This window comes from Lentzea miocenica (assembly GCF_033949945.1).
Taxonomy (GTDB): Bacteria; Actinomycetota; Actinomycetes; order Mycobacteriales; family Pseudonocardiaceae; genus Lentzea; species Lentzea miocenica.
This window is the reverse complement of sequence record NZ_JAXAVW010000038.1, coordinates 93702-117929: the sequence shown is the minus strand read 5'-3', so window position 1 is coordinate 117929 and position 24228 is coordinate 93702. Positions and strand designations below refer to the sequence as shown.

The following is a 24228-nucleotide window of genomic DNA, read 5'->3' as shown; positions in this document are numbered from 1 at the left end:
AACAGCATCTTGGAGGGCCTCCAATGACCGTCTGGCGCAAGAGCAGTTACAGCGGCACCGGCGACAACTGCGTCGAGATCGGCCACGGCGTCGGCGTCCGGGACAGCAAGGCGCCGTCCACCCACCTGCCCGTGTCGGCAGACGCGTGGACGGCGTTCCTCAACAACGTTCTGGCTCGGCCTACGCCGCCTGGTCGACCGTGATGACGACCTTCGCCCGCGCGTGGTCCAGTTCGAGGTAGCGGATCGCCTCCGACGTCTCGGGCAGCGGGTAGGTCCGGTCGATGACCGGGACGACGGCGCCGGACTCGGCGAGTCCGGCCAGCGTCACCAGGTTCTCCGTGTTCACCGCCGCGTCGAGCCGCAGCACGCGCTGGCGGACGAAGCGGGAGATCAGTCCGCCGGCGATCGTCAGGCCCATCGGGCCGACGAGGCTGCCGCCGTTGGACACGCCCCCACCGGACAGCACGAGCGTCCCGGTGGGCGTCAGCGCCCGGCGGAGGTGGGCCAGCGAGCGGTTCGCCACCAGGTCGAACACGACGTCGTAGGGCTGCCCGGTCGCGGTGAAGTCCTCCTCGGCGTAGTCGATCAGGTGGTCCGCGCCGATCGACCGGGCCGTTTCAGCGTTGCGCGCGCTGCACACGGCGGTCACCTCCGCGCCGAACGACTTCGCGATCTGCACGGCGAACGTGCCGACACCGCCAGACGCGCCGTTGACCAGGAACCGCTGTCCCGGCTGTGCCCGTCCCAGATCACGCACACCGATCAGGGCGGTGTTGCCCGCCGTCGGGATCGCCGCCGCCTGCTCGAACGTCAGGCCCGCCGGCTTGCCCACCACCAGGTCCTGCGCGGCGCACACGTACTCGGCGAACGCACCATCGTTCCAGCCGAGGTCGCCGAACACCTCGTCACCGGACCGGAACCGGGTGACCCCCGGACCCACCGCCTCGACCACGCCCGCGAAGTCACGGCCCCGGATCCTCTTCTTGGGACCGGACCACCCGAACGCGACGGGCATCGCGAGCCTCGCCAGCCGGGGGTCGCCCCGCATGATGTGCCAGTCGGCCGCGTTGACCGATGCCGCGCGCACCCGCACCAGCACCTCCCCGGCCGCGGGCGTCGGCCGGTCGACCTCGGCCAGGCTGAGCGTGTCGTGGGAGCCGTATCTGTCCTGGACGATCGCCTTCATGGCAGAGCAACCTCCGTGGCAACGCGGTTCGCGGCGGGAACGGTCGGCCTGGCGGAAGCGCCTTGGGGCGAGGATAGGGCGGGGGCTCAGCGGAGACATCCGGGAGGATCCCTAGGGGCACGCCGACTTCCGCTGGACACAGGAACGCCGGCCACACCCGAAGGCGTGACCGGCGTTCCGAAAGACCAGGTGTCAGCCGACCTCGGCCATGACCTCGTCCGACACGTCGAAGTTCGCGAAGACGTTCTGCACGTCGTCGCAGTCCTCCAGCGCGTCGATCAGCTTGAAGATCTTCTTCGCGCCCTCGGCCTCCAGCTGCACCGAGACCGACGGCAGGAAGCTCGACTCGGCCGACTCGTAGTCGATGCCCGCCTCCTGCAGCGCCTTGCGGACCGGGATGAGGTCACCGGCCTCGGACACGACCTCGAAGGCCTCGCCCAGGTCGTTGACCTCCTCGGCGCCGGCCTCGAGCACGGCCAGCATGACGTCGTCCTCGGACGTGCCCGCCTTCGGCACGATCACGACGCCCTTGCGGCTGAACATGTACGACACCGAGCCGGGGTCGGCCATCGAACCGCCGTTGCGGGTCATGGCCGTGCGGACCTCGGTGGCGGCGCGGTTGCGGTTGTCGGTGAGGCACTCGATGAGCACCGCTACGCCGTTGGGGCCGTAGCCCTCGTACATGATGGTCTGCCAGTCGGCGCCGCCGGCTTCTTCGCCGCCGCCGCGCTTGCGGGCGCGCTCGATGTTGTCCAGCGGCACCGAGTTCTTGCGGGCCTTCTGGATCGCGTCGAAGAGCGTGGGGTTGCCGTCGGGGTCGCCACCGCCCGTGCGGGCCGCCACCTCGATGTTCTTGATCAGCCGCGCGAAGAGCTTGCCGCGCTTGGCGTCAATGGCGGCCTTCTTGTGCTTGGTGGTCGCCCACTTGGAGTGGCCGCTCATTTCTCCTCCGTCGAACCGCGAACCATGTCAACGAACAGGCGGTGAACACGCTCGTCACCCGTGAGCTCCGGGTGGAACGCCGTCGCCAGCACGTTGCCCTGCCTGACCGCGACGATCCTACCGGCGGCGTCCCCCGCCTCAGCCGTGACAGGCACCGTAGCGAGGACCTCGACCTCGCCGTTCACCGCCTCCACCCAAGGTGCCCGGATGAACACGGCGTGAACCGTCTCACCGGCCAGGTCGAGGTCGGTCTCGAACGAGTCGACCTGCCGCCCGAACGCGTTCCTGCGCACGGTGACAGCCAGCCCACCCAGCTGCTCCTGGTCCTCACGGCCGTCCAGCACGGTCTCGGCCAGCAAAATCATGCCCGCGCACGACCCGTAGGCGGGAAAACCGGCCTTGATCTTGGCGCGCAGCGGCTCCAGCAGCTCGAAGTTGACCAGGAGCTTGCTCATGGTCGTCGACTCGCCGCCGGGGATGACGATCCCGTCCAGCTCGTCCAGCTCCTCGGCCCTGCGCACGGGCCGCGCGGTGACATCGCACTTCGCGAGCGAGATGAGGTGTTCCTGGACATCACCCTGAAGGGCGAGCACGCCAATGACGGGAGGGGCAGCGACAACCATGTCCACCAGCTTATTCGAGCCGGTCAGCCCTCCTGCGCACGGCTCACCGCGGCCAACTCCTCCAAGATCGCAGCCGCGGCCTCCGGAACGAGCGCGACCAGCGGCCGCACGCTCTCTTCCCACCCACCGCCCCTCAACGCGTCCGCCACCGCCCGAGGCGTCGCAGGAACATCAGGCCGATCGTGCTTCTTCCCGGCCACCGCCAGATCGATTCTTCGCCGCGCTTCGCGACGCTGCCGCCCGGCTGAGATGGACTGCGCGATCTCTTCGGCGCGGTCACCCTGCCCAATCCAGGCAGCGGCTTCGGCCATGAACACGAACGGGTACGTGAAGCGCAGTATGAGCTGTTCCGGGCGGGTCATGACGGCCTGATCAGCTCGGTCCAGGAAGGCCAGGGCGTGGTCACGACGACCTGACCTGCCAGCGACCACCGCCACTCGCGCCAGAGCGGCTGCCCGACCGTGGCCGAACTGGATCGACTCGGCGAACCGCCCGGCGCGATCGAAGTCGCCCAGTTCGGCGGCGATCTCAGCGAGCGACGTCAGGGCCTTCGCCAACGCGGTGCGGTTGTGCATGGCGCGAGCGATCTTCTCGGCTTCGTCGAAACGACCGGCTGCGGCCAGTGCGGCAGATACCGCAGCGCTCTTCCTCGCCCGGAAAAGACCGTCGAACTCACCAGAGCTGGAACGCGCGAGTCGTTCGGCGTGCTCCAGCAAAACAGCCACCTGGTCGAACCGGCCGAGCGCGACGGCGGCCTGAGCCACCTTGACGAGTGCCCTGGGGCGTCTGACCGGCTCGATCTGGTCGACGTGCTGTGCGGCACGGTCGAGGGCGGCGCCCGCCCGGTCGAGATCGCCTGCACCGGCCAGCACACCCGCCATCACGGTCAAGGCACGCAGCTGCCCGCCGGAATGTGCCGCCTGGGCACGTGCTTCGGCAACTCGCACCACGTCGGCCACGATGTCCGGCCTGTCGAGTGCGCGGGCAGCATCGACCGCCGCGATGTGCACTTCTGCCGACGCGCACGGACTGCCCCACCAGGCAACGACCTGCTCCGCCTTGGCCAAGGCGCTGGCGGCGCGCTCGGCCTGGCCGGCCCCTGCTGCCGCGATCGCGATCGACAGCAACGCTCTCGCCTTTTCCCTGCGGAGATATGCGGCATCGATCAGCTGCCCGCCACGTCCCATCGCCGCCTCGGCGAAGTCGAGGTGACCCGCCTCCGCCGCCGATCTGATGAGCCGCGTCCATGTCGTCGCCCGGGTGTGTGGGTCGGCGATGGAGTGAGCGATCCGCTCGGCGCGGTCATGCCGTCCCACGAGTGCCGCCACCACCGCCACGGCCGGCAGTGTGCCCGTCTCGTTCAGCACCGAACCGGGCATCGCGGAGGGAGCGCACTGTTCAGCACTGTCGAGCGCCTCGTCGACAAGACGGGTCCGACCGGCGCGCTCAGCGGCTTTCGCGATGGCCAGCAGCGCGGCGGCCCGGTGGCCGCCGCTGACGACGGACTGAACAGCCGTCTCCGCGAGGTCGAGCCGGCCGACAGCGGCGGCGGCGGCCGCCACTGACGCCAGCGCCGACTCCCGACGGCCGGGATCACTGATACCGCGCGCGATCTTCTCCGCACGGGAGAGCTGTCCAGGCACACGATCCGCCTGCCCGCTCTCCGCGCAGGACACGGCGACCAACGACAGCGCTCTCGCACGGCTGCGGAGGTCCGTGATCGAGTTCGCGACGGACTCGGCCTTCTCCGTCCGTCCGATCCTCGCCCAAGCCGCGGGCAGATCGGCCGGCGTGTTCGCGTTGCGACCGCTGACGTGATCCCGGTGGACGGCCAGCCTGGCCATCGTTACCAGGTCAGGTTCGTCCTGGACCGCGACGGTCTCCAGCGCTGTGGTGATCTCCGCGAGCGCGGCTGCGTCCGAGCCGGTGGCCTGGAGCATCCGCTCGCGTCGCGCGGGGTCGGTGGCACAGCCGACCATGCGAGCGAGACCGTCCGAGGTCGTGAGCATGCGGAAGTACCCGCGCAGTAAGAACTCCGGCGTGTCGGACGGCCACTGACGCTCCCGGTACCCCTTGGCCCACGCGTGCAGCCGCTCGCGGTACACCGACAGCTCAGGCCCGAGCATCTCCTGGGCCATGACCTGTAGTTCTTCGTGTCCCAGCAGGTAGGCGTCAGTACCGGACCGGCGGAAGCTGCGTCCGGTCACGCCGTGCAGCCGCCGCTTGATCTCCCACTCCGCGCTGCCCGTCAGGTGCGCGAGGTCTGCCGCTGACAAACCGCCACCAGCCGCAGCCATCAGGCCTAGCAGATCCTTCTCGGCCGGGGTGCCGGTGAGCAGGGTGACGAGTTCCTGTTCGCACAGGTCACGGATCCGGGCCGCGTGCTTGGACGGTTCGAGGGCGGTGACCTGGGCCCCGGTGCGCAACGGGTGGTGCGCGGGCACGTCGCCGGGAATCGGCGGGTCCGGCCGGCTCGCGACGACCACGCGCATGCCCGCCGGCGGGTTCGCGGGCAGCAGGGCGGCGATGCTGTGCCCGGCGGGCACGCCCCTGTCCTCGTCAAGACCGTCCACCAGCAGCACGAACTGTTCGCCGCGGGCCTCACACACGGCAGCGGCCTCCGCCAGCAGGCTGAGCAGGTGTGCCTCGCGGATGGCGGCGGTCAGCGGGCTCGGGGTCCTGCCGAGGACGGTGTGCAGCTGGTCCATCAGGTTGTCGATGAACGCGACACGATCGCTCTGGTCGGCCAGCCGCGCGGTGACGAAGAACGACACGACCCGCACCCCGGCGGGCGGCGCCAGCACGAACCTGGACATCAGTGCCGACTTGCCGGCCCAGGCCCCGGCACGCCACCACCAGTACGTGCCGGCGGTCGAGGGGTCGACGCAGAACGTCGCCAGCGCGGCGAGTTCGGGTTCGCGGTCCAGCAGCTGCGCGGGCGCGATCCGCTTCACCTGTTCGTGGTACCGCAGCGGTTCGGGCGGCAACACGGGGAGCGTCCCGAGCGGTCGCGGAGTGTGCGCTGGTTGCCTGGTCAGCATGCGCAGCAAGGGTTCCGCGCCGACGATTGTGCACTCCCGCACGTGGTAGACCGTCGTGCTCGCCGGAGCCAGGAAGTCGGGCACGCCGTCCACGGACTGGCCGGGCAGCACCACCGGCACGAATCGGTCGAGCGCGTCCTGGGCGGCGTAGAAGGCGTCGCGGATGAGCCGTGCCTCCCACTGCACACCACGGCCTTCGTCCGGCCCCGCCTGTCCCTGAGCGCGCACGCGGTAGGCCGGTGAGGCGATGACCAGCACGTGGTCGGCCTTGCTGATCTGGTCGCCCATCCACAGCGTCCAGTCCACCCTCTGATCAGCCACGTCCTGGTCGAGGTGCGCGTCGATGCCCTGCGAGCGCAGGAAGTCCGCCAGCTCTCGCACCGCGGCGCGGTGGTCTTCGCACTCGGGCTCGTGCGCGTAGGAGATGAACACCCGAGGTGATCTCACCTCAGCAGGGTGCCAGACGGGGCCTGCTCAGCACCCGAAGCGCACGGAGCGTGTTCCAGCGGCTGGGGCCACCTCGCGGTTCCAGTTCGAACCAGACCTTGCCGGGGTACGGGGCTGCGACCTTCCAACGGCCGTCTTTGCCGCGCTTCGACGTCAGCACGTCCAGCGCATCCGTCAAGCGTTCGTCATCCAGTTCGCCGACCGACCAGAAGTGGTCCAACGCGCGCAACACGTCATAACGCCACCGCGGCGGGAACACCGGCCGCAGGAACTCGGGCTTCACCACCTCGCCCGTCCGGTGCGAGCGGTACAGCCGGTGGACCAGCAGGAACTCCCTGGCCCTGGCCGCCGCCGCGACGTCCGGCACGCCTTCCAGCACGTTGATCGTCGTGTGGAACGAACTGTGCTGTCCCGACTGGCAGTTCCAGCCGCCATCGGGACGCTGCCCGGCGAGGACGAACTCCAGCACCTCGTCGTGCGGCAGGCCGGCCCAGGTCAGCAAGGTCAGCGCGAATCCAGCGATGCACATGTCCGCACGCCAGATGTCGTCGGTCAAGAACAACGCGCACGAGTCGCGCACGACCTCGCCCTGCAACCCGTACTGCCGCAACTCCAGCAACGAGTACGTCGTGGAAACCCACTTCTCGCCGTACAGCTTTCGGGTCCACCGCCCGGAGGTGTCCCGGTGCGACAGCAACTCGGCACCCCAGCCCTCGCGAGCCACCCGAGCGCGTTCGGCCTCCCACTCGGCCGCGGGCGCGCCGCACAGATCGCGCAACACCTGCCACCGAAGCGCCGGATCCGAGTCCAGCAACCAGGAAAGGACCTCCTCGTCCACCGCCGCAACGGTAGTCGAGGAGGCCCTTCGAGGCCCAGCGATCAGTCGGCGACGATCAGTCGACGGTGACCAGCTGCTCCCGCGCCGGCCCGACCGGCTGACGCGACTTCACGAAGCGCCACCCGAGGAACAACACCAGCGCCAGCACCGGAATCGACCAGAACGCGATCTTCTCCGCGGTCCCGGCGAACGCCATCTGCCCGATCACCAGCGCGAGGAACGCCAACGTCCCGTACGAGGTGTAAGGCGCACCGGGCATCCGGTACGAAGGCCGCTGGATCTCGCCCGCCAAAGCCTTACGGCGCAACCGGAGCTGGCAGATGATCAGGGTGGCCCAGGTGGACACCACGCCCAGCGACGCCACCGCGATCGCGATGTCGAACGCCTCCTTGGGCACGATGTAGTTCAGCACCACGCCGAACAGGTACGCGACACCGGTGAACAGGATGCCGCCGTACGGCACGTGCCGGGAGTTCATCTTGCCGGTGAAGGCTGGAGCCTCACGCTTCTGCGCCAGCGAACGCAGGATGCGGCCGGTGGAGTACAGACCCGAGTTGCACGAGGACAGCGCGGCCGTCAGCACCACGGCGTTCATGATGTCGCCTACCACCGGGATTCCCAGAGCCGAGAACACGGTCACGAACGGCGACTCGGTACCGGTGAAGTGGTCCCACGGCAACAACATCGTCAGCAGCAGCACGGAACCGACGTAGAAGATCGCGATCCGGTACACCACGCCGTTGATGGCGCGCGGCATGATCTTCTCGGGGTTCTTCGTCTCGCCGGCGGCGATACCGACGAGTTCAATGGCCGCGTAGGCGAACACGACCGCCTGCAACGTCATCAGGGCGACACCGATACCAGCCGGGAACAGGCCGCCGTGGCCCAGGGTGTTCGAGACGGAAGCCGTTGTGCCGCCGATGTCCGCGTTGCCGATGACCAGGGCCGCACCGACCACCAGGAAGACCACGATCGCGGTCACCTTGATGACGGAGAACCAGAACTCCAGCTCACCGAAGAGCTTGACGGACAACATGTTGATGGCCACCAGCACCACCAACGCCACCAGGGCGGTGATCCACTGCGGCAGGTCGGGGAACCATTTGTGCATGTAGATCGCGATGGCGGTGATCTCGGCAATGCCTGTCATCGCCCAGTTCAGCCAGTACAGCCAGCCCGAGGTGAAGCCAGCCCACGGACCGATGAACTCGCGGGCGTACTCGACGAAGCTGCCGGACACGGGCCGGTGCAGCACCAGCTCGCCCAGCGCGCGCATGACGAAGAACGCCGCGAGGCCGCACACCGCGTACGACAGGATCAGCGACGGCCCCGCTGTGGCGAGGCGTCCGCCCGCACCGAGAAAGAGGCCGACGCCGATCGCGCCACCGATTGCGATCATCTGCACCTGACGCTTGCTCAGCGCCTTGGTGTAGCCGTCCGCATCAGTTTCCACAGAACTCACGAGGAGGTTCCTTCCGAAACGGAAAAATGCTCGCGTCGGAACCTCCCGCGCCCCGACGCGCTGATGCGTTGGGACCTTAGTGAGTGGCGGTCATCACCAAGTAATCAGTTGGGGAAGGCTTAACGTAAGCGACGTCACAGAGCGCCGCGTTTAGATCGTCCCAAATGTCCTCGACGTGCTCAAGCCCAACTGAAATGCGCAGCAAATTGTCCGGAACTCCCGATGCACGCAGTTCTTCTCCGGGCACCAGGCGATGGGTCAAAGCCGAGGGATGCTCGATCAGGGTGTCGACCGAACCCAGCGACACGGCCGGCGTGACCAGCCGAAGCCGCCGCACCACCGACGTCGGATCGCCGTGGACGCCGAACGCGATCATCGCGCCCGTTCCCCGCATCTGCAGCGACGTGGACGGGTAGCGCACGAACTCGACCGCGTCGTGCTCAGCCAGCCGCACCGCCAGGACCGCGGCCGAACGCTGTGCGGCCTCGACGCGCAACGGCAGGGTGGCCAGCCCGCGGTGCATCAGGTAGCCGCCCAACGGGTGCAGCACGGCGCCCGTGATGATCCTGACCTGCCGCAACGCCGCCGCGCGTTCCTCAGAACACGCCACCACGCCACCCAGCACGTCGCCGTGCCCGCCGAGGTACTTGGTGCCCGAGTGCAGGACGTAAGAAGCGCCGTGCAGCGCCGGGTTCTGCAGAATCGGGGTCGCGAACGTGTTGTCGACCATCACCGGCACCGACCCGGCCTGGCGCACGACGTGCTCGATGTCGACCAGGTCCAGGTTCGGGTTCGCCGGCGTCTCGACGACGATCAGCCCGGTGTCCGGCCGGATCGCGGAGGACACCAGGCCTGCTTCGACATAGGTGGTGGAAACGCCCAGGAGACCGGACGACAGCAGGTGATCCGTGCCGCCGTAGAGCGGCCGCACGGCCACGACGTGCGGCTTTCCCGCCAGCACGCACGCTGCCTGGATCACCGCGGTCACCGCCGCCATGCCGCTGCCGAACGCCACGGCGGCCTCGGTGTGCTCGAGCCCCGCCAGCGCCTGCTCGAACCGGGCGACCGTCGGGTTGTGCAGCCGCGCGTAGACAGGCGAGCTGGCCCGTGCGGCGCCGGTGGCCCACTCACCCAGTGCTTCCCCGCCGAGCGCCTGGTCAGGCACGGGGTAGGTGGTGGACAGGTCGATCGGGGGTGCGTGCACGCCGAGCTCCGCGAGGTCGCCGCGGCCGCCGTGCACTGCGATGGTCTCGATGCGCGTCATGGCCCGAATGGTGGAGACTTCCTCGACAGAACGGGCGGACAACCGCAGCAGATTCGGCAGAGCGGAGAAGAGCCGTGCTGGATTCGATCGACGAGGCCATCGTGCGGGAGCTGCGGAAGGACGCGCGGCTGCAGAACAAGGACCTGGCCGAACGCGTCAACGTCGCGCAGTCCACGGCGGTGGTCCGGCACCGGGCGCTGCGGGACCGCGGCGTGATCACCGGCTACCACGCAGAGGTGGATCCCAGCGCGATCGGGCAGCACGTCCAGGCGATGCTCGCGGTGAAGATCCGGCCGCACACCAAGGAGATCGTCGACCCGTTCATGGCGTACGTTCTCTCGCTACCCGAAACGCTCGCGCTCTCGCACGTGACCGGCCCAGAAGATTTCCTGGTGCACGTCGCGGTATCGGACGTCGGTCATCTGCAACGGCTCGTGCTGGACAAATTCACCAGTCGGCGAGAGGTGACAGAGGTTCACACAAACCTCCTCTTCTCGCACGTTCGCAAGCATTAGTGCGGCACTAACTCGCCAGTCGCAATGCGGGTGCGAGCTGGTCGCGCCCGTCAATGCCGAGCTTGCGATAAACCTTCGTCAGATGGATCTCGACGGTCCGCAGCTGCACGAACAGCGCGGCGGCGATCTCGCGGTTCATCTTGCCCGCGGCCGCCAGCGCGGCCACGCGGCGTTCGGACTCGGTCAGCCCCGCGGGACCGGCGGCCAGCTCCTGCCGGATCTCCTCGGCCAGGTCCTCGACCCCGCAGTCGTCGGCCAGGTCGACCGCCACCCGCAGCTCGGCGCGCGCCGGCTTGACCCGCCCGGCCAGGTGCAACGCGCGACCCAACGCGAAGTGGCTGCGCGCCCGTTCCAGCAACGCACCCGTCGAGGAGAGCAGCCCGACCGATTCCTCAAGCAGCGCAATGCCTTCCACGCCTCTGAGGACGCCCTGTACACGCAGAACCGCCGCCAACGGCAGCACCGCACCCGTCGCGCGCGCCAAGAGCTCCTCCGCCAGAAGGTGGTCACCTCCGAGGTGCAGCCGCCACGACGTGTTGTCACGACCGCGCGCACGCAGGCGTTCACCGCAGTCCAGCAAGTCGCGCACGCCGTCCTTGCGCCGCTCGGCCGCGATCCGCACCTGTCCGCGCGCGGCCAGCAACGCCGGTGCGCCGAACAGGTCTGGCACCTCGCCCGGCACGACCTCGAACACCTGCGACGCCACCTCGATGTCGCCCATCTCCAGCAATGCCAGCGAAAGCTCGGTCAGCGCCGCGAAGGCCGGCGTCGACACCCGCGCGGCGCCGCAGTTCTCCAGCACCGCCAACGCCTCGCGCGCGTCGGACTCGGCGCCCACCAGTCGTCCTAGATCGCGCAGGCACGCCGAACGCGCCGTGAGTGCCGCCGCCACACACGGCCGGTGCTGCCAACGACGGGCCACGGTCAACGCACGGTCCGCACGCGCGTACGCGGCCGTCAGTTCGCCACGCACACGAAGAAACCCGATCGCCCGCAGGTACGGGTCGAACTCCCCAGGCGTGGCCGGCACGACGTCCGGGTCGCCGACGGCGTCCGGCTCGAACTCCGGCTCCTCCCCCAGCAACGCCAGCAGGCCCGGCAGCGCGGGGTGCGCGGGATCGGCCTCGCCCAGGTGGTCCACGGCCGCCGGTACGTCCACATAGGACTCAACCTCGCCGAGTTCCGCGAGCAGGTCCCGGGATCCCGGCTCGCCCATCGCCCGGCGCAGGTACCGGACCGCGTCCACGACCCGGTTGCGCGCACGGGCCCGTCCGGCGGCCGACACCAGCACGTCGGTCGCCCACTCCTCGCCCAGCGGCCGGGTCTCGACCAGGTGCTCGGCCACCGCCTCGGCCGACGCGCCCGTCTCGGTCAGCAGCCGGGCGGCGGCGGTGTGCAGGTCCTGCCGTTCGGTGATGGTCAGCTCTTCGCGCAAAGTGTTGCGCACCAACGGATGCACCAGCGAACCCTGCGCGGACAGCAGGCCCATCCGGTGCAGCGCGGCGATCGTCCCGGCCAGCTCGCACGGCTCGGTGCCGATCAGCTCGGCAACGCGCGGCAGCGTCACCTCGCCGCCCAGCACGGCCAGCGCGTGCAGCGCGTCGGGGGCGTGCGGGGCGAGGCGACGGAGGCGGACGTTGACAGTCGGCAGCAACGCCGGTGCGGTGAGCCCTTCGATGTGGTCGTCGTACGCGCGCACGAGGTTCAGCAACAACAACGGGTTGCCACCGGCTTCCGCGCGACAAAGCGACACGAAGTCGTCGTCGACCCGGTGCCCCAGCTCGTGCTCGACCAACGCGCGCGAGGCGTCGAACGACAGTTCGTCCAGACGGATCTCGGTGGTGCTGGCGGCGAGCAGTTCCTCCAGCGTCTGGGGCCCGGCGCACACCTCGCCCGCCCCGATCCCCGCGAGCGCGAACACCGGCAGGTGCTCGATGCGGTGCGGGAGAGTGCTCAGCCACTGCAGCGACGGCTGGTCGGCCCACTGCGCGTCGTCGACCACGACCGCGATGGGACGTTCGGCGGCCATCCGCGCCAGCGCCCGGTGCAGGACGTGCAGCTCGGGCAACGTCACCGGCCCCGGTTCGGCCAGCGAGTCCGACTGCCCCAGAGCGGCGGCGATGCGCGGCAGGTGCTGGACCTCCTCGCCCGGCTGCACGCAGACGAACAGGCGGCTCACGACCCCGAACGGCAGCTCCCGTTCCAGATAGCTGCCGCGCGCCGCCAGCACCACGAACCCGTGCTGCGCGGCCAGTTCCCGCGCGGTGGTCAGCAATGCCGTCTTGCCGGCTCCGAGTCCCCCGGTGGCCACCACGAGGTGCCCGTCGCCGCCCGCCGCCGCGGTCAGCGCGTCCCTCAGCTGGGTCGTCTCCCGGTCCCGCCCGACCAGTCCAGGTTTCGCAGCCATGGGTCCATCTGAGGCCTGTCCCCCATCGGTCCCCTATCGCGGAGGCATCGCCCCCTATGCCACCCCGACGAGCCTGAGCCCCGCGGTGGTGGCCGCGGCCAGCACGATGACGGCCACGAACGGCAGCTTCCGCCACGCCGCGAGCCCTCCGACGACGACGCCGATCGCGAGCGCCCAGCCGCCGAACTGCTTGCCGTTGGTCAACGCCGAGACCGCTACCAGCGCCAGCAGCAACACGGTCGCACTCGCGGAGATGATTTCGCGGGCCTTGTCGGGCAACGTGAAGCGGTCGCGCAGCAGCGGACCGGCGATCCGGATCGCGAACGTGCCCGCGGCCAGGATCAGGACTGCGGTGACGGGCACGGTTCCTCCTTTTTCGTCCTGAACACGAACAGTCCGGCCAGCGCGAGCAGCACCGGCAGACCGGCGGGCAGGAACGGTGTGGTCGCGAGCGCTGTCGCGGCACCGGCGAGCGCCGCGTTGCGCGTGGCCGCGTCTTTCAGGGCCGGGAGCGTGAGCGCGAGCATCGCCGCCGGGAACGCCGCGTCCAGCCCGAACGTCATCGGGTCGCCGATCGCCTGGCCGACGAGCGCGCCGATGAGCACACCCGTGTTCCAGCTGAAGAACAGCGACACGCCGCACGCCCAGTAGGCCGCACGTGCTCTCGCGGGGTCCTTCTGCGCCATCGCGAAGGCCGTCGACTCGTCGATGAGCAGGTGGCTGCCGACGATCCGCGCCAGCCACCCGTTGCCCAGCACGTCGCCGACCGCCAGCCCGAACGGCAGGTGCCGCGCGTTGAGCACCAACCCGGCCAGCACGGCCGCCGCAGGGCTGCCACCAGCGGCGACGATGCCGACGGCCATGAACTGCGAGCCGCCCGCGAAGATCACCACCGACATCAGCACCGGCATCCACCACGGCAACCCCGACCCGACCGAGATCGCGCCGAACGAGGCGCCGGTGACCGCGGCACCAAGCGCGACCGCGGCCACGTCACGCAGAAGCACACCATCAAGGGTTCGCCATATCGAACGCATCACCCATTACGATGAACACCTGAACGGGTGTTCGTCAAGCCGAACGGATGGACTTCTGTGTCGAACGCACCACTCGACCTCATCGCGGCCAACCTCCGCCGCGAGCGCGAACGCACCGGCCTGTCGCTGACCGAGCTGGCCAAGAAGGCCGGAATCGCGAAGTCGACGCTCTCCCAACTGGAGTCCGGCGCCGGAAACCCCAGCGTGGAGACCCTCTGGGCACTGGGCGTGGCGCTCGGTGTCCCGTTCAGCCGGCTCGTCGAACCCGCCGTGCCGCGCGTGCAGGTCATCCGCGCCGGCGAGGGCCCGGTCATCCACTCCGAGCGCGCGCACTACTCCGCCACCCTGCTGGCCGCCTGCCGTCCGGGAACCAAGCACGACATCTACTGGCTGGCGCTCGAACCCGGCGGCGCCCGCGAGTCCGAGCCGCACGTGCCGGGCAGCGTCGAGCACATGATCGTGGCGTCCGGGCGGTGTCTCGCGGGACTGGCAGAGGACCCGGTCGAACTCGGGCCGGGCGACTACATCGTCTATCCGGGCGATCTGCCGCACATCTGCAAGGCGCTGGAGCCGGGGACCACGGCGATGATGGTCATGGAGCACACGGCCTGACCCGCCGTTTCTTCCCACTCAACCGTATAGCAGAGAGGGGGCCTTGCCACAAGACCCCGTGCATCGTTCACACTCATCGCCTCATGCCAGAACACAGGCGCACTGGGGAGCACGTGGGGTACGAAGAAGAACTGCAGTCCGAGCGTGAATACGTTGCCGATCTCTACGCACGGCTCGATGCCGAACGTGCGCGTGTGAAAGCCGCATATCAGGCTGCGCTGGGTGGCACCGGCGAGACGGTCATGGAACGTGACAACGAGGTGCGCGCCCGGCACCGCGAGATGAAGCGGCTGAACGTGGCCGACTACGGGCTGTGCTTCGGCCGGCTCGACAGCGTCGACGGTGACGTGTCCTACATCGGCAGGATCGGTCTGTTCGACGAGTTCGACGACTTCGAGCCGGTGCTGCTCGACTGGCGGGCACCGGCGGCGCGGCCGTTCTACACCGCCACCGGCGCCAACGCGGAGGGCATGGCTCGCCGCCGGCAGTTCCTCACCCGCCGCCGTGCGGTGGCCGCGTTCACCGACGAGGTGTTCGGCAGGCTCGGCGAGGAACAGGGCGACGTGGCTCTGCTGGAGGCGTTGAACGCGCCGCGCGGCGAGGGCATGCGCGACATCGTGGCGACCATCCAGGCCGAGCAGGACGCGATCATCCGGCTCGACCACCCCGGCGTGCTGGTGATCGAGGGCGGCCCCGGCACCGGCAAGACCGTTGTCGCGCTGCACCGCGTCGCGTACCTGATGTACACGCAACGCGAGCGCATGGAACGCCACGGCGTGCTCGTCGTGGGCCCGAACCCGGCGTTCCTCAACCACATCGGGCGGGTGCTGCCGTCGCTGGGCGAGTCCGACGTGGTGTTCTCGACCGCCGGCAGCCTCCTGCCGGGGCTGAACGCGGTCCTGGAGGACACGCCGGACGTCGCGCGGCTCAAGGGCTCGCTGAAGATGCTGGACGTGCTCACGGCGGCCGTCGCGGACCGGCAGCGGCTGCCGGAGCGGCCGATCCCGATCACGATGAAGGACGTCGTGGTGCAGATCGGCCCGGACGTCGCCGAGTGGGCCCGGCAGGAGGCGCGCGACAGCGGTCTGCCGCACAACGAGGCCCGCAAGGTGTTCCGCGAGATCATCACGTACGTCCTGACCGAACGGGCGCTCGGCCGGATCGGCAAGGGCTGGCTGTCCCGGTCCGACAAGCAGGGCTGGGAGGACATGCGGTCCGGCCTGGTCAAGGAGCTCGCCGACGACGAGACGTTCACCGGGGCGCTGGACTCGCTGTGGCCCGTGGTGACGCCTTCGGAGCTGCTGGGCTCGCTGTACTCGTCACCGGAGCGCCTGGCGGCCGCCGGCGGCGACCCGTTGCTGCGGCGGGCCGACGGCGAGGCGTGGACGGTGTCCGACGTGCCGTTGCTCGACGAGCTGCACGACCTGCTCGGCCGCGACGGCACCGTACAGGCGCAGGACCACGCGCTGTCCGAGGAACGCAGGGCCGAGGCGCGTTACGCCGCCGAGGTGCTGGACAGCATGGTCGGCCGCCAGGACCACATGGACGACGAGGACCACCTCTTCGCCACGGACATGCTGGAGGCCGAGGACCTGGCCGAGCGGTTCGAGGAGCACGACCAGCGCACGCTCGTCGAACGCGCCCAGGCCGACCGGAGCTGGACCTACCGGCACGTGGTGGTCGACGAGGCCCAGGAACTGTCCGAAATGGACTGGCGGGTGCTGATGCGACGCTGCCCGGGCCGTTCCTTCACGGTGGTGGGCGACCTCGCGCAGCGTCGTTCGGAGGCGGGCGCCAGGTCGTGGGGCGAGATGCTGGAGCCGTACGTGCCGGGCCGCTGGGAGTACCGTTCGCTGACGGTCAACTACCGCACGCCCGCCGAGATCATGGCCGTCGCCGCACGGGTGCTGGCCGAGTTCGCGCCGGACGTGCAGGCGCCGGAATCGGTGCGCTCCAACGGTGTTCAGCCGTGGTCGCGGCAGGTTTCGGAGTCGGATCTGCCTGCGGCGATCGAGGAGTTCGTGAGCGCGGAGGCCGGTTTCGAGGGCACCAGCGTCGTGATCGGGCCGCCCGGCGTGCCCGGCACGGTGCCCGCCTCGGAGACCAAGGGCCTGGAGTACGACTCGGTGCTCGTCGTCGCGCCGGAACAGATCCTGGCGCTCGGCCCGCGCGGCGCGGCGGAGCTGTACGTGGCGCTGACCCGTGCCACGCAACGCCTCGGCGTGCTGCACCACGGTCCGTTGCCCGCAGCCCTGTCCGGACTGGCGGAGCCGGTGCCTCTGACCAGCTAGGATGGCCCCCGGAACTTCTGGGGGGAACCATCCGATGAGCACACCGAACGACCCTGCGCGGCCCAAGTCCGCCGATCTGTACGAGCCGTCCGCCGCCGACCCGTTCTCGGCGTTCGCTCCGCCACCCGCGGAGCCGCCGCCCAGCACGGGCGGCGGGCGGCCGATCGGCGTCTACGACGTGCCGGAACCGATCCTTCCCGTGGCGCCGCACCGCGAATCCGGTGCGGGCGTGAAGATCGTCGCTGTGCTCGCGGTGTTCGCGCTGGCGTTGGGCGGTCTGATCTTCTGGCTGTCCACGAAGGACACGATCAAGTTCGGCAGCGGCAGCGCGCCGACGTCGGCCGCCGTTCTCACCACGACCCCGCCGACGACCACGTCGAAGCCGGCGCCGTTCGCGACGGTCGGCGACTGCGTGCTGATGACCGGCTTCGCGGCCAAGCCGGACTACCAGAAGGTTCCGTGCGGCGAGAACAACAACTACACGGTCAGCAAGGTCTCCTCGTCGTCGACTGAGAAGTGCGGTGAACCTGCCGACGGGTACATCGAGTTCCGCAGGCTCAGCGTTCGGGAGTCCATGACGGTGTGCCTGATCCCGGTGTTCGTCGACGGCCAGTGCTACGACTTCACGCTCGCCGAACTGAAGGCCGACGTCCCGAAGGCGGCGTGCGGCGGCGGACTCCAGGTGTTCAAGGCGACGGTGCTGGCGAACACCGTGGACAAGGCGGCGTGCAAGGTGAACCAGGCGCTGGCGCTGGCGTATCCGGAGATCAGGACGACGTACTGCTTCTCGCAACCGTCCTGACACGACGAAGGGGCGCACCCGTGGCGGGTGCGCCCCCATTTCGTTCCGAGCCTTACCAGCCGCGCTCGGCCAGGCGGTGCGGCTCCGGGATCTCGTCGACGTTGATGCCGACCATGGCCTCGCCCAGGCCGCGCGAGACCTTGGCGATGACGTCGGGGTCGTCGTGGAAGGTGGTGGCCTTCACGATGGCCTCTGCTCTCTGGGCCGGGTTGCCGGACTTGAAGATGCCGGAACCGACGAACACGCCCTCGGCGCCGAGCTGCATCATCATCGCGGCGTCGGCCGGGGTGGCGATGCCGCCCGCGGTGAACAGCACGACGGGGAGCTTGCCGTTCTGCGCGATCTCCTTCACGAGCTCGTACGGCGCCTGGAGCTCCTTGGCGGCGACGTAGAGCTCGTCCTCGGGGAGGTTCTGCAGGCGGCGGATCTCCTGGCGGATCTTGCGCATGTGCGTGGTGGCGTTGGAGACGTCACCGGTGCCGGCCTCGCCCTTGGAGCGGATCATGGCCGCGCCCTCGGTGATGCGGCGCAGGGCCTCGCCGAGGTTCGTCGCACCGCACACGAAAGGCACGGTGAACGCCCACTTGTCGATGTGGTTGGCGTAGTCGGCCGGGGTGAGCACCTCGGACTCGTCGATGTAGTCGACGCCGAGCGAGGCGAGGACCTGGGCCTCGACGAAGTGACCGATGCGGGCCTTGGCCATCACCGGGATCGAGACGGCGTTGATGATCCCGTCGATCAGGTCGGGGTCGCTCATGCGGGCGACGCCGCCCTGCGAACGGATGTCGGCGGGAACGCGCTCGAGCGCCATGACGGCGACGGCGCCGGCGTCCTCCGCGATCTTCGCCTGGGTGGCGTCGACCACGTCCATGATCACGCCGCCCTTGAGCATCTCGGCCATGCCGCGCTTGACGCGGGCGGTACCCGTGACCTGATCAGTGCTCACCGGGGCAACCTTTCACGAGGGGAAGTCTTGGTGAACTCATCCTACGTCTGACGTGGCCCTCTCACCCAAGCCACTGGAGCCCGGAACCAGAAGGCCACTTCACGATCAACCGCAGGTCGTGGCTGCGTTCATGGCCACTCCTTCGGAGATGGCGGCTCGGTCGCCTGGCAGTCGGTCGTCCGGCCGAATCGCTCGCGCCGAATTGGGCTTCGCCGAATTCGGCGCGAGCGGTTGACCGGACGACCGACGCGACCTCGCGGAAGGAAAACGCCCTGCCCACGAGCGCGGAGGCGTCCGGTCGGGTCTCCGGGGTTGTACCGGGAGGTGAACGGGTGTGAGATCGAACACTACGACTTGACGGAGGTCGACATGGGAAGCAAGAACTCCGACAACGGGACATCGGCAGGCGCGGTCGCTGTAGACGACCCGGCCAAGGTCCGCAACGTCGTTCTCGTCGGTCCGTCCGGCGCGGGCAAGACAACGCTCACCGAGGCCCTGCTCGCCGCCTCCGGCGTGCTGACCCGCGCGGGGTCGGTCACCGAGGGCACGACCGTCTGCGATCACGATCCGGCGGCGGTGCGACAACAACGATCGGTCGGCCTCGCCGTAGCCCCGATCCAGCACGGGGACATCAAGATCAATCTGATCGACACCCCCGGATACGTCGACTTCGTGGGTGAGCTCAGGGCAGGACTACGGGCCGCGGACGCGGCCCTTTTTGTTGTCAACGCTTTCGAGGGCGTCGACGCCGCCACCATCGCGTTGTGGGAGGAGTGCGCTCTCGTCGGCATGCCGCGTGCCGTCGTCATCACACGCACCGACCACCACCGCGCGGACTTCATGACCGAAGTCATTGCCTGCCAAGCCGCTTTCGGCGCGGGCGTGGTGCCGCTGTACATGGCGGAAGAAGACCAACTGGTCGGATTGCTCACGTCAGGTGATGCCTACCCGGACGAACGCGCCGCGCTGATCGAGGGAATCATCGCCGAGAGCGAGGACGAGACCCTCATGGACCGCTACCTGGCGGGCGAGGACATCGACCAGGACACGCTGATCACCGACCTGGAGACCGCCGTCGCACGCGGTTCGTTCCACCCGGTGATGCCCGTGTGCGCCGCAACCGGCATGGGCCTGACAGAGCTGTTGGACGGCATCGCGCGCGCGTTCCCCTCACCGCTGGAGCACGAGCTTCCTCTCGTGACATCAGTTGACGGCATCCCGCAGCCCCGCCTGGCCGCCGACCCCGACGGGCCACTGGTGGCCGAGGTCGTCCGCACGGCCGTGGACTCCTACGTCGGCCGCGTGTCGTTGGTCCGCGTCTTCTCCGGCACGCTGCGCCCCGAACGCCCCGTGCACGTCTCCGGCCACGGCATGGCCGACCGAGGACACGAGGACCACGACGCCGACGAACGCGTGGCCCACATCTACTCCCCGCTGGGCGCGTCGCTGCGCGAGGTCCCCTACTGCGTGGCCGGCGACCTGTGCGCGCTGACCAAGCTGACCACCGCCGAAACCGGCGACACCGTCTCCGCCCCGGAGAAGCCACTCCTGATGGTCCCCTGGGACATGCCGGAGCCGCTGCTCCCCGTGGCCGTGGTCCCGCGCACCCGCAGCGACGAGGACAACCTGGCCCGCAACCTCAACCGCCTCGTGGCCAGCGACCCGACCCTGCGCCTGGACCGCAACGCCGAAACGCACCAAATGGTCCTGTGGTGCATGGGCGAGGCACACGCCGACGTGGTGCTCGCCCGCCTGCGCGCAGGCGGTGCCGAGATCGACACCGAACCCGTCCGCGTAGCCCTGCGCGAAACCTTTGCGGGCTCGGCAAAAGGTCACGGCCGGCACGTCAAGCAATCCGGAGGTCACGGCCAGTACGCCGTGTGCGACATCGTCGTCGAACCGCTCCCCCGCGGCTCCGGCTTCGAGTTCGTCGACAAGATCGTCGGCGGCTCGATCCCGAACCAGTTCATCCCGTCCGTGGAAAAGGGCGTGCGCGCCCAACTCGAACGGGGCCTGCACGACAACACCCCCGTCGTCGACGTCCGGGTCACTCTCGTCGACGGCAAAGCACATTCCGTCGACTCGTCCGACGCGGCCTTCCAGACCGCCGGCGCCATGGCTCTGAAAGAAGCCGCCGCCGCGGGCCGCACCACCCTGCTGGAGCCCACGGACGAAGTGGCCATCCGACTGCCCGACGAACATCTCGGCACCGTGCTGGGCGACCTGTCCGGCCGGCGCGGGCGAGTGCTCGGCACCGAGGCCGACGAGGGCGGGTGGACGATGATCCGCGCCGAGGTGCCTTCGTCCGAGCTGCTCCGGTACGCGATCGAACTCCGGTCGCTCACTTCGGGCACCGGCACCTTCACGCGCCACTTCTCCCGCTACGACCCGCTTCCGGAGGCCTTGGCGGCACGCGCCAGCAGGTAGCACCGGTCACTCGGGTGCTCGGCCCGCGGGTCGGGGACGCGGTCGAGGCGGGCCGTCACGGTGAGGCCCGCCTCCGCCAACGCCTGCGTCTCCACGCCGGGGTCGAGGAACCGGAAGGTCAGGTCGACCTCGTTCCCCCACCACTCGGTCAGCGTCTTCGCCTGCCCCGCCTCGGTTTCCGCGTCCCGCACGTGGAACGCCACCAGCGCGTGCCCGCCGGGCCTCAGCACCCGCGCGAACTCCGCGTAGGCCGCCGCGCGTCCTGCCACGTCCAGGTGGATGACCGCGTACAGGCACACCAGCGCTGAGACCGAGTGTGAACGGAACGGGAGCGCCGTCATGTCGCCCGCGCACACCGGTACGGAAGCGTGCGCGCACATCTGCGGTGACAGGTCGACGCCGACGACGGGCACGCGGTCCGCCAGGTAGGCCGCCACATGGCCCGGCCCGCAGCCGACGTCGAGCACCGGACCGTCCGCCAGCTCGGCGACCACGCCGAGCAGCGCACGGTCCAGCGGCTTCCCGGCGAGCTCGCCGCTCAGTTCGGACGCGTAGCGCGCGGCCACGCGGTCGTACGAGCGTCGAGTGGTCACCGAGCCACTTTAGGTGTTCTGCGGGAAACCCAGGTTCACGCCGCCGTGCGACGGATCCAGCCACCGGGAGGTGATCACCTTCGAGCGGGTGAAGAAGTGCACGCCGTGCGGTCCGTACGCGTGGGTGTCGCCGAACAGCGATTCCTTCCAGCCACCGAACGAGTAGTAGGCGACCGGTACCGGGATCGGCACGTTCACGCCGACCATGCCGACCTCGATCTCGTTCTGGAACCGGCGCGCCGCACCTCCGTCGTTGGTGAAGATGGCGGTGCCGTTGCCGTACCGGTTGGAGTTCACCATCTCGACGGCCTCGTCGTAGCTGTCCGCGCGCACCACCGACAGCACCGGGCCGAAGATCTCGTCGGTGTAGATCGTCATGTCGGTGCCGACGTGGTCGAAGAGCGTCGGGCCGAGCCAGAAGCCGCTCGCCTCACCGTCGATCGGGTGGTTCCGGCCGTCGACGACCAGCGTGGCGCCGGCCTCGACGCCGGCGTCCAAATAGGACGTGACCTTGTCCCGGTGCACGCCGGTGACCAGCGGGCCCATCTCGCACGAGGGCCCGGAACCCACCTTGACGTCGGCGATCCGGGACTTGATCTTCGAGACCAGCTCGTCGCCGACGGTGCCGACGGCCACGACGACGGAGATCGCCATGCACCGCTCCCCCGCCGAGCCGAACCCGGCGGACACCGCGGCGTCCGCGGCCAGGTCCAGGTCGGCGTCGGGCAGCACGACCATGTGGTTCTTGGCGCCGCCCAGCGCCTGCACGCGCTTGCCGTGCGAGGTACCGGTTTCGTAGACGTACCGGGCGATCGGCGTCGAGCCGACGAACGAGATCGCCTTCACCGTCGGGTGCTCCAGCAAGCGGTCGACGGCCACCTTGTCGCCGTGCACGACGTTCAGCACGCCGTCCGGCAACCCGGCCTCCGCGAACAGCTCGGCGAGGAAGACCGACGCCGACGGGTCCTTCTCCGACGGCTTCAGCACCACCGTGTTGCCGCAGGCGATCGCCGTCGGCACGAACCACAGCGGCACCATCGCCGGGAAGTTGAACGGCGAGATCACGCCGACCACGCCGACCGGCTGCTGGATCGAGTAGACGTCCACGCGCGTCGAGGCGTTCTCGCTGAACCCGCCCTTGAGCAGCTGCGGGATCCCGCACGCGTACTCGACGCTTTCCAGCGCCCGCTGGATCTCGCCGCCGGCGTCGGACACCACTTTGCCGTGCTCCGCGGAGACGATCCGCGCGAGATCACCCTTGCGGTCGTTCAGCAGCTCGCGGAACTTGAACATCACCGTCGAGCGCTGCGCCAGCGAGGCGTTGCGCCACGACGCAAACGCTTCCGCGGCGGCCGTGACGGCAGCGTCCACTTCGGACACCGACGCGAACGCGACCTGCGAGGCGACCTTGCCGGTCGCCGGGTCGTAGACGTCACCGACACGTTCGGAAGCGGATTCCCAGGGCTTGCCGTTGATGCGGTGTTTGATCAGATTCTGGGCGTTGATCACGCGATCTCCACCGCCTGAGCGAGAATCCCCAGAGCCTCTTCGAGTTCGTCCTCGGTCAGCGTCATCGGGGGCGCCAGCCGGATCACGTTGCCGTACAGGCCTCCCTTGCCGACGAGCAGCCCGCGCGCCTTCGTCTCGCTCAGCACCGTGGCCGCGGCACCGGCGTTCGGCTCGCCCTCCGGACCGACGAACTCGATGCCGACCATCAGGCCCTTGCCACGCACGTCCCCGACGACCGGGTGCTTCTCCGCGAGTTCGCGCAGGCCCCCGAGCAGCCGCGAGCCGAGCTTGGCCGCGTTGGCCTGCAGGTCGTGGTCGAGCAGGTAGTTCACGGTGGCGAGCGCGCCGGCCGTGGAGACCGGGTTGCCGCCGAACGTCGAGATCGAGTTGGCGTTGATCGAGTCCATCAGGTCGCCGCGCGCGACCACGCCGCCGATCGCGAGACCGTTGCCGAGGCCCTTGGCGAACGTCATCGCGTCCGGCACCACGTCGTGCGCCTGGATGCCCCAGAAGTGCTCGCCGGTGCGGCCCCAGCCGGTCTGCACCTCGTCGGAGACGAAGAGGATGCCGTACTCGTCCAGGACGTCCTTGAAGGCGCGGAACAGGCCGTCGGGCGGGGAGGTGAAGCCGCCGACGCCCTGGATCGGCTCGGCGATCATGCAAGCGACGTCGCCGGACGTGGTGGTCTCGATGATCTCGCGCAGGTCGTCGACGCACGCCTTGATGTAGTCGGCGTCGGAGAACGTCTTGAACGGCGAACGGTAGCGGTAACCGCCGTGCACCCAGCTGACCTTGATCGGGGACAGCGCCGACGCGGACCAACCGCGGTTGCCCGTGATGGCGACCGTGGCGAACGCACGGCCGTGGTAGCTGTTGCGCAACGCCAGCACCTGCTCGCTGCGACGCGCCGTGGTGGCGAGCATCAGCGCTGTCTCGTTGGCCTCGGTGCCGGAGTTCGTGAAGAACACCTTGGCGTCCGGGATGCCGCTCAGCTCCGCGATCTTCTCGGCGAGCTCGACCTGCGAGCGGATCAGGTAGAGCGTGGAGCTGTGCAGGACGCCGGTGTCGAGCTGCGACCGGATCGCGTCGCTGATCTCCGCGACGTCGTAGCCGATGGCGTTGGTCAGGATGCCCGCGAAGAAGTCCAGGTAGGTCGTGCCCTCGCGATCTGTCACCCGACGCCCGTTGGCGCTCGCGATCTCGATGGGCTCGTCGTAGTAGAGGGCCAGCCACTCCGGCATCACCGCGCGGTGTCGTGCCAGCAGCTCTTTGTGGGCCATCACG

The 24228-nt window shown here is 69.4% G+C and carries 20 protein-coding genes; 6 read left to right on the top strand and 14 right to left on the bottom strand.

The window, feature by feature from the left end:
* Positions 1 to 203, top strand: a 203-nt coding sequence (locus SK803_RS37055; RefSeq protein ID WP_406601639.1) for a DUF397 domain-containing protein, incomplete at its 5' end; no start/stop codon positions are given.
* Here the strand turns inward: SK803_RS37055 and SK803_RS37050 are convergent.
* From SK803_RS37050 to SK803_RS37020, 7 genes are all read right to left on the bottom strand, one after another.
* Positions 181 to 1188, bottom strand: coding sequence for an NAD(P)-dependent alcohol dehydrogenase (locus SK803_RS37050; RefSeq protein WP_319970853.1), 1008 nt, complete (start codon positions 1186 to 1188; stop codon positions 181 to 183). The genes SK803_RS37055 and SK803_RS37050 overlap by 23 nt on opposite strands.
* A 192-nt stretch (positions 1189 to 1380) precedes the next feature.
* On the bottom strand, positions 1381 to 2130 hold the full coding sequence (locus tag SK803_RS37045) for a YebC/PmpR family DNA-binding transcriptional regulator (protein WP_030466169.1): 750 nt from the start codon (positions 2128 to 2130) through the stop codon (positions 1381 to 1383).
* The gene (pdxT, locus tag SK803_RS37040) at positions 2127 to 2753 is read right to left on the bottom strand and encodes a pyridoxal 5'-phosphate synthase glutaminase subunit PdxT (protein ID WP_319970852.1); all 627 of its coding nucleotides are present in this window, start codon (positions 2751 to 2753) and stop codon (positions 2127 to 2129) included. The genes SK803_RS37045 and pdxT overlap by 4 nt, the downstream gene beginning before the upstream one ends.
* A 23-nt stretch (positions 2754 to 2776) precedes the next feature.
* Positions 2777 to 6241 carry a TIR domain-containing protein gene (locus SK803_RS37035; protein WP_319970851.1) on the bottom strand — a complete coding sequence of 1155 codons (3465 nt, stop codon included), beginning with the start codon at positions 6239 to 6241 and terminating at the stop codon, positions 2777 to 2779.
* A gap of 1 nt (position 6242) precedes the next feature.
* On the bottom strand, positions 6243 to 7079 hold the full coding sequence (locus tag SK803_RS37030) for a hypothetical protein (protein WP_319970850.1): 837 nt from the start codon (positions 7077 to 7079) through the stop codon (positions 6243 to 6245).
* Between the two features lie 55 nt (positions 7080 to 7134).
* On the bottom strand, positions 7135 to 8478 hold the full coding sequence (locus SK803_RS37025) for an amino acid permease (protein WP_319970857.1): 1344 nt from the start codon (positions 8476 to 8478) through the stop codon (positions 7135 to 7137).
* A 139-nt stretch (positions 8479 to 8617) separates the two neighbouring features.
* Positions 8618 to 9805 (bottom strand): trans-sulfuration enzyme family protein, encoded by a 1188-nt coding sequence (locus tag SK803_RS37020; RefSeq protein ID WP_319970849.1) that lies wholly within the window; start codon positions 9803 to 9805, stop codon positions 8618 to 8620.
* Positions 9806 to 9879: 74 nt separating this feature from the next.
* Between SK803_RS37020 and SK803_RS37015 the strand changes: the two genes are divergently transcribed.
* Positions 9880 to 10320 (top strand): Lrp/AsnC family transcriptional regulator, encoded by a 441-nt coding sequence (locus SK803_RS37015; protein ID WP_319970848.1) that lies wholly within the window; start codon positions 9880 to 9882, stop codon positions 10318 to 10320.
* 7 nt (positions 10321 to 10327) lie between these two features.
* Here SK803_RS37015 and SK803_RS37010 read toward each other — a convergent pair whose 3' ends face one another.
* The 3 genes from SK803_RS37010 to SK803_RS37000 are packed head-to-tail and all read right to left on the bottom strand — an operon-like array spanning position 10328 to position 13764.
* Complete coding sequence (locus SK803_RS37010; RefSeq protein WP_319970847.1) at positions 10328 to 12727, bottom strand: helix-turn-helix transcriptional regulator; 2400 nt, start codon at positions 12725 to 12727, stop codon at positions 10328 to 10330.
* Positions 12728 to 12781: 54 nt separating this feature from the next.
* The gene (locus SK803_RS37005) at positions 12782 to 13090 is read right to left on the bottom strand and encodes an AzlD domain-containing protein (RefSeq protein WP_319970846.1); all 309 of its coding nucleotides are present in this window, start codon (positions 13088 to 13090) and stop codon (positions 12782 to 12784) included.
* Positions 13069 to 13764 (bottom strand): AzlC family ABC transporter permease, encoded by a 696-nt coding sequence (locus SK803_RS37000; protein ID WP_319970845.1) that lies wholly within the window; start codon positions 13762 to 13764, stop codon positions 13069 to 13071. The genes SK803_RS37005 and SK803_RS37000 overlap by 22 nt, the downstream gene beginning before the upstream one ends.
* Positions 13765 to 13821: 57 nt before the next feature.
* On the opposite strand from SK803_RS37000, the gene SK803_RS36995 reads away from it, so the two are divergent.
* From SK803_RS36995 to SK803_RS36985, 3 genes are all read left to right on the top strand, one after another.
* Positions 13822 to 14376: a helix-turn-helix domain-containing protein gene (locus SK803_RS36995; protein ID WP_319970844.1), complete on the top strand. Its 555-nt coding sequence runs from the start codon at positions 13822 to 13824 to the stop codon at positions 14374 to 14376.
* A gap of 83 nt (positions 14377 to 14459) precedes the next feature.
* On the top strand, positions 14460 to 16667 hold the full coding sequence (gene helR / locus SK803_RS36990; protein ID WP_319970843.1) for an RNA polymerase recycling motor ATPase HelR: 2208 nt from the start codon (positions 14460 to 14462) through the stop codon (positions 16665 to 16667).
* A 34-nt stretch (positions 16668 to 16701) separates the two neighbouring features.
* Positions 16702 to 17469: an LppU/SCO3897 family protein gene (locus SK803_RS36985; protein WP_319970842.1), complete on the top strand. Its 768-nt coding sequence runs from the start codon at positions 16702 to 16704 to the stop codon at positions 17467 to 17469.
* Between the two features lie 52 nt (positions 17470 to 17521).
* On the opposite strand, the gene pdxS is transcribed toward SK803_RS36985, so the two are convergent.
* Positions 17522 to 18415 carry a pyridoxal 5'-phosphate synthase lyase subunit PdxS gene (gene pdxS, locus SK803_RS36980; protein WP_090066984.1) on the bottom strand — a complete coding sequence of 298 codons (894 nt, stop codon included), beginning with the start codon at positions 18413 to 18415 and terminating at the stop codon, positions 17522 to 17524.
* Between the two features lie 369 nt (positions 18416 to 18784).
* Between pdxS and SK803_RS36975 the strand changes: the two genes are divergently transcribed.
* Positions 18785 to 20842: an elongation factor G-like protein EF-G2 gene (locus SK803_RS36975; protein WP_319970841.1), complete on the top strand. Its 2058-nt coding sequence runs from the start codon at positions 18785 to 18787 to the stop codon at positions 20840 to 20842.
* Here SK803_RS36975 and SK803_RS36970 read toward each other — a convergent pair.
* The 3 genes from SK803_RS36970 to SK803_RS36960 are packed head-to-tail and all read right to left on the bottom strand — an operon-like array spanning position 20797 to position 24224.
* Positions 20797 to 21435 (bottom strand): class I SAM-dependent methyltransferase, encoded by a 639-nt coding sequence (locus SK803_RS36970; RefSeq protein ID WP_319970840.1) that lies wholly within the window; start codon positions 21433 to 21435, stop codon positions 20797 to 20799. The two genes, SK803_RS36975 and SK803_RS36970, sit on opposite strands and share 46 nt — an antisense overlap.
* 9 nt (positions 21436 to 21444) lie before the next feature.
* Entirely contained in the window at positions 21445 to 22944 is a 1500-nt protein-coding gene (locus SK803_RS36965; protein WP_406601638.1) for a CoA-acylating methylmalonate-semialdehyde dehydrogenase, read from the bottom strand.
* Entirely contained in the window at positions 22941 to 24224 is a 1284-nt protein-coding gene (locus SK803_RS36960; protein WP_319970839.1) for an aspartate aminotransferase family protein, read from the bottom strand. The genes SK803_RS36965 and SK803_RS36960 overlap by 4 nt, the downstream gene beginning before the upstream one ends.
* Positions 24225 to 24228: the final 4 nt, after the last annotated feature.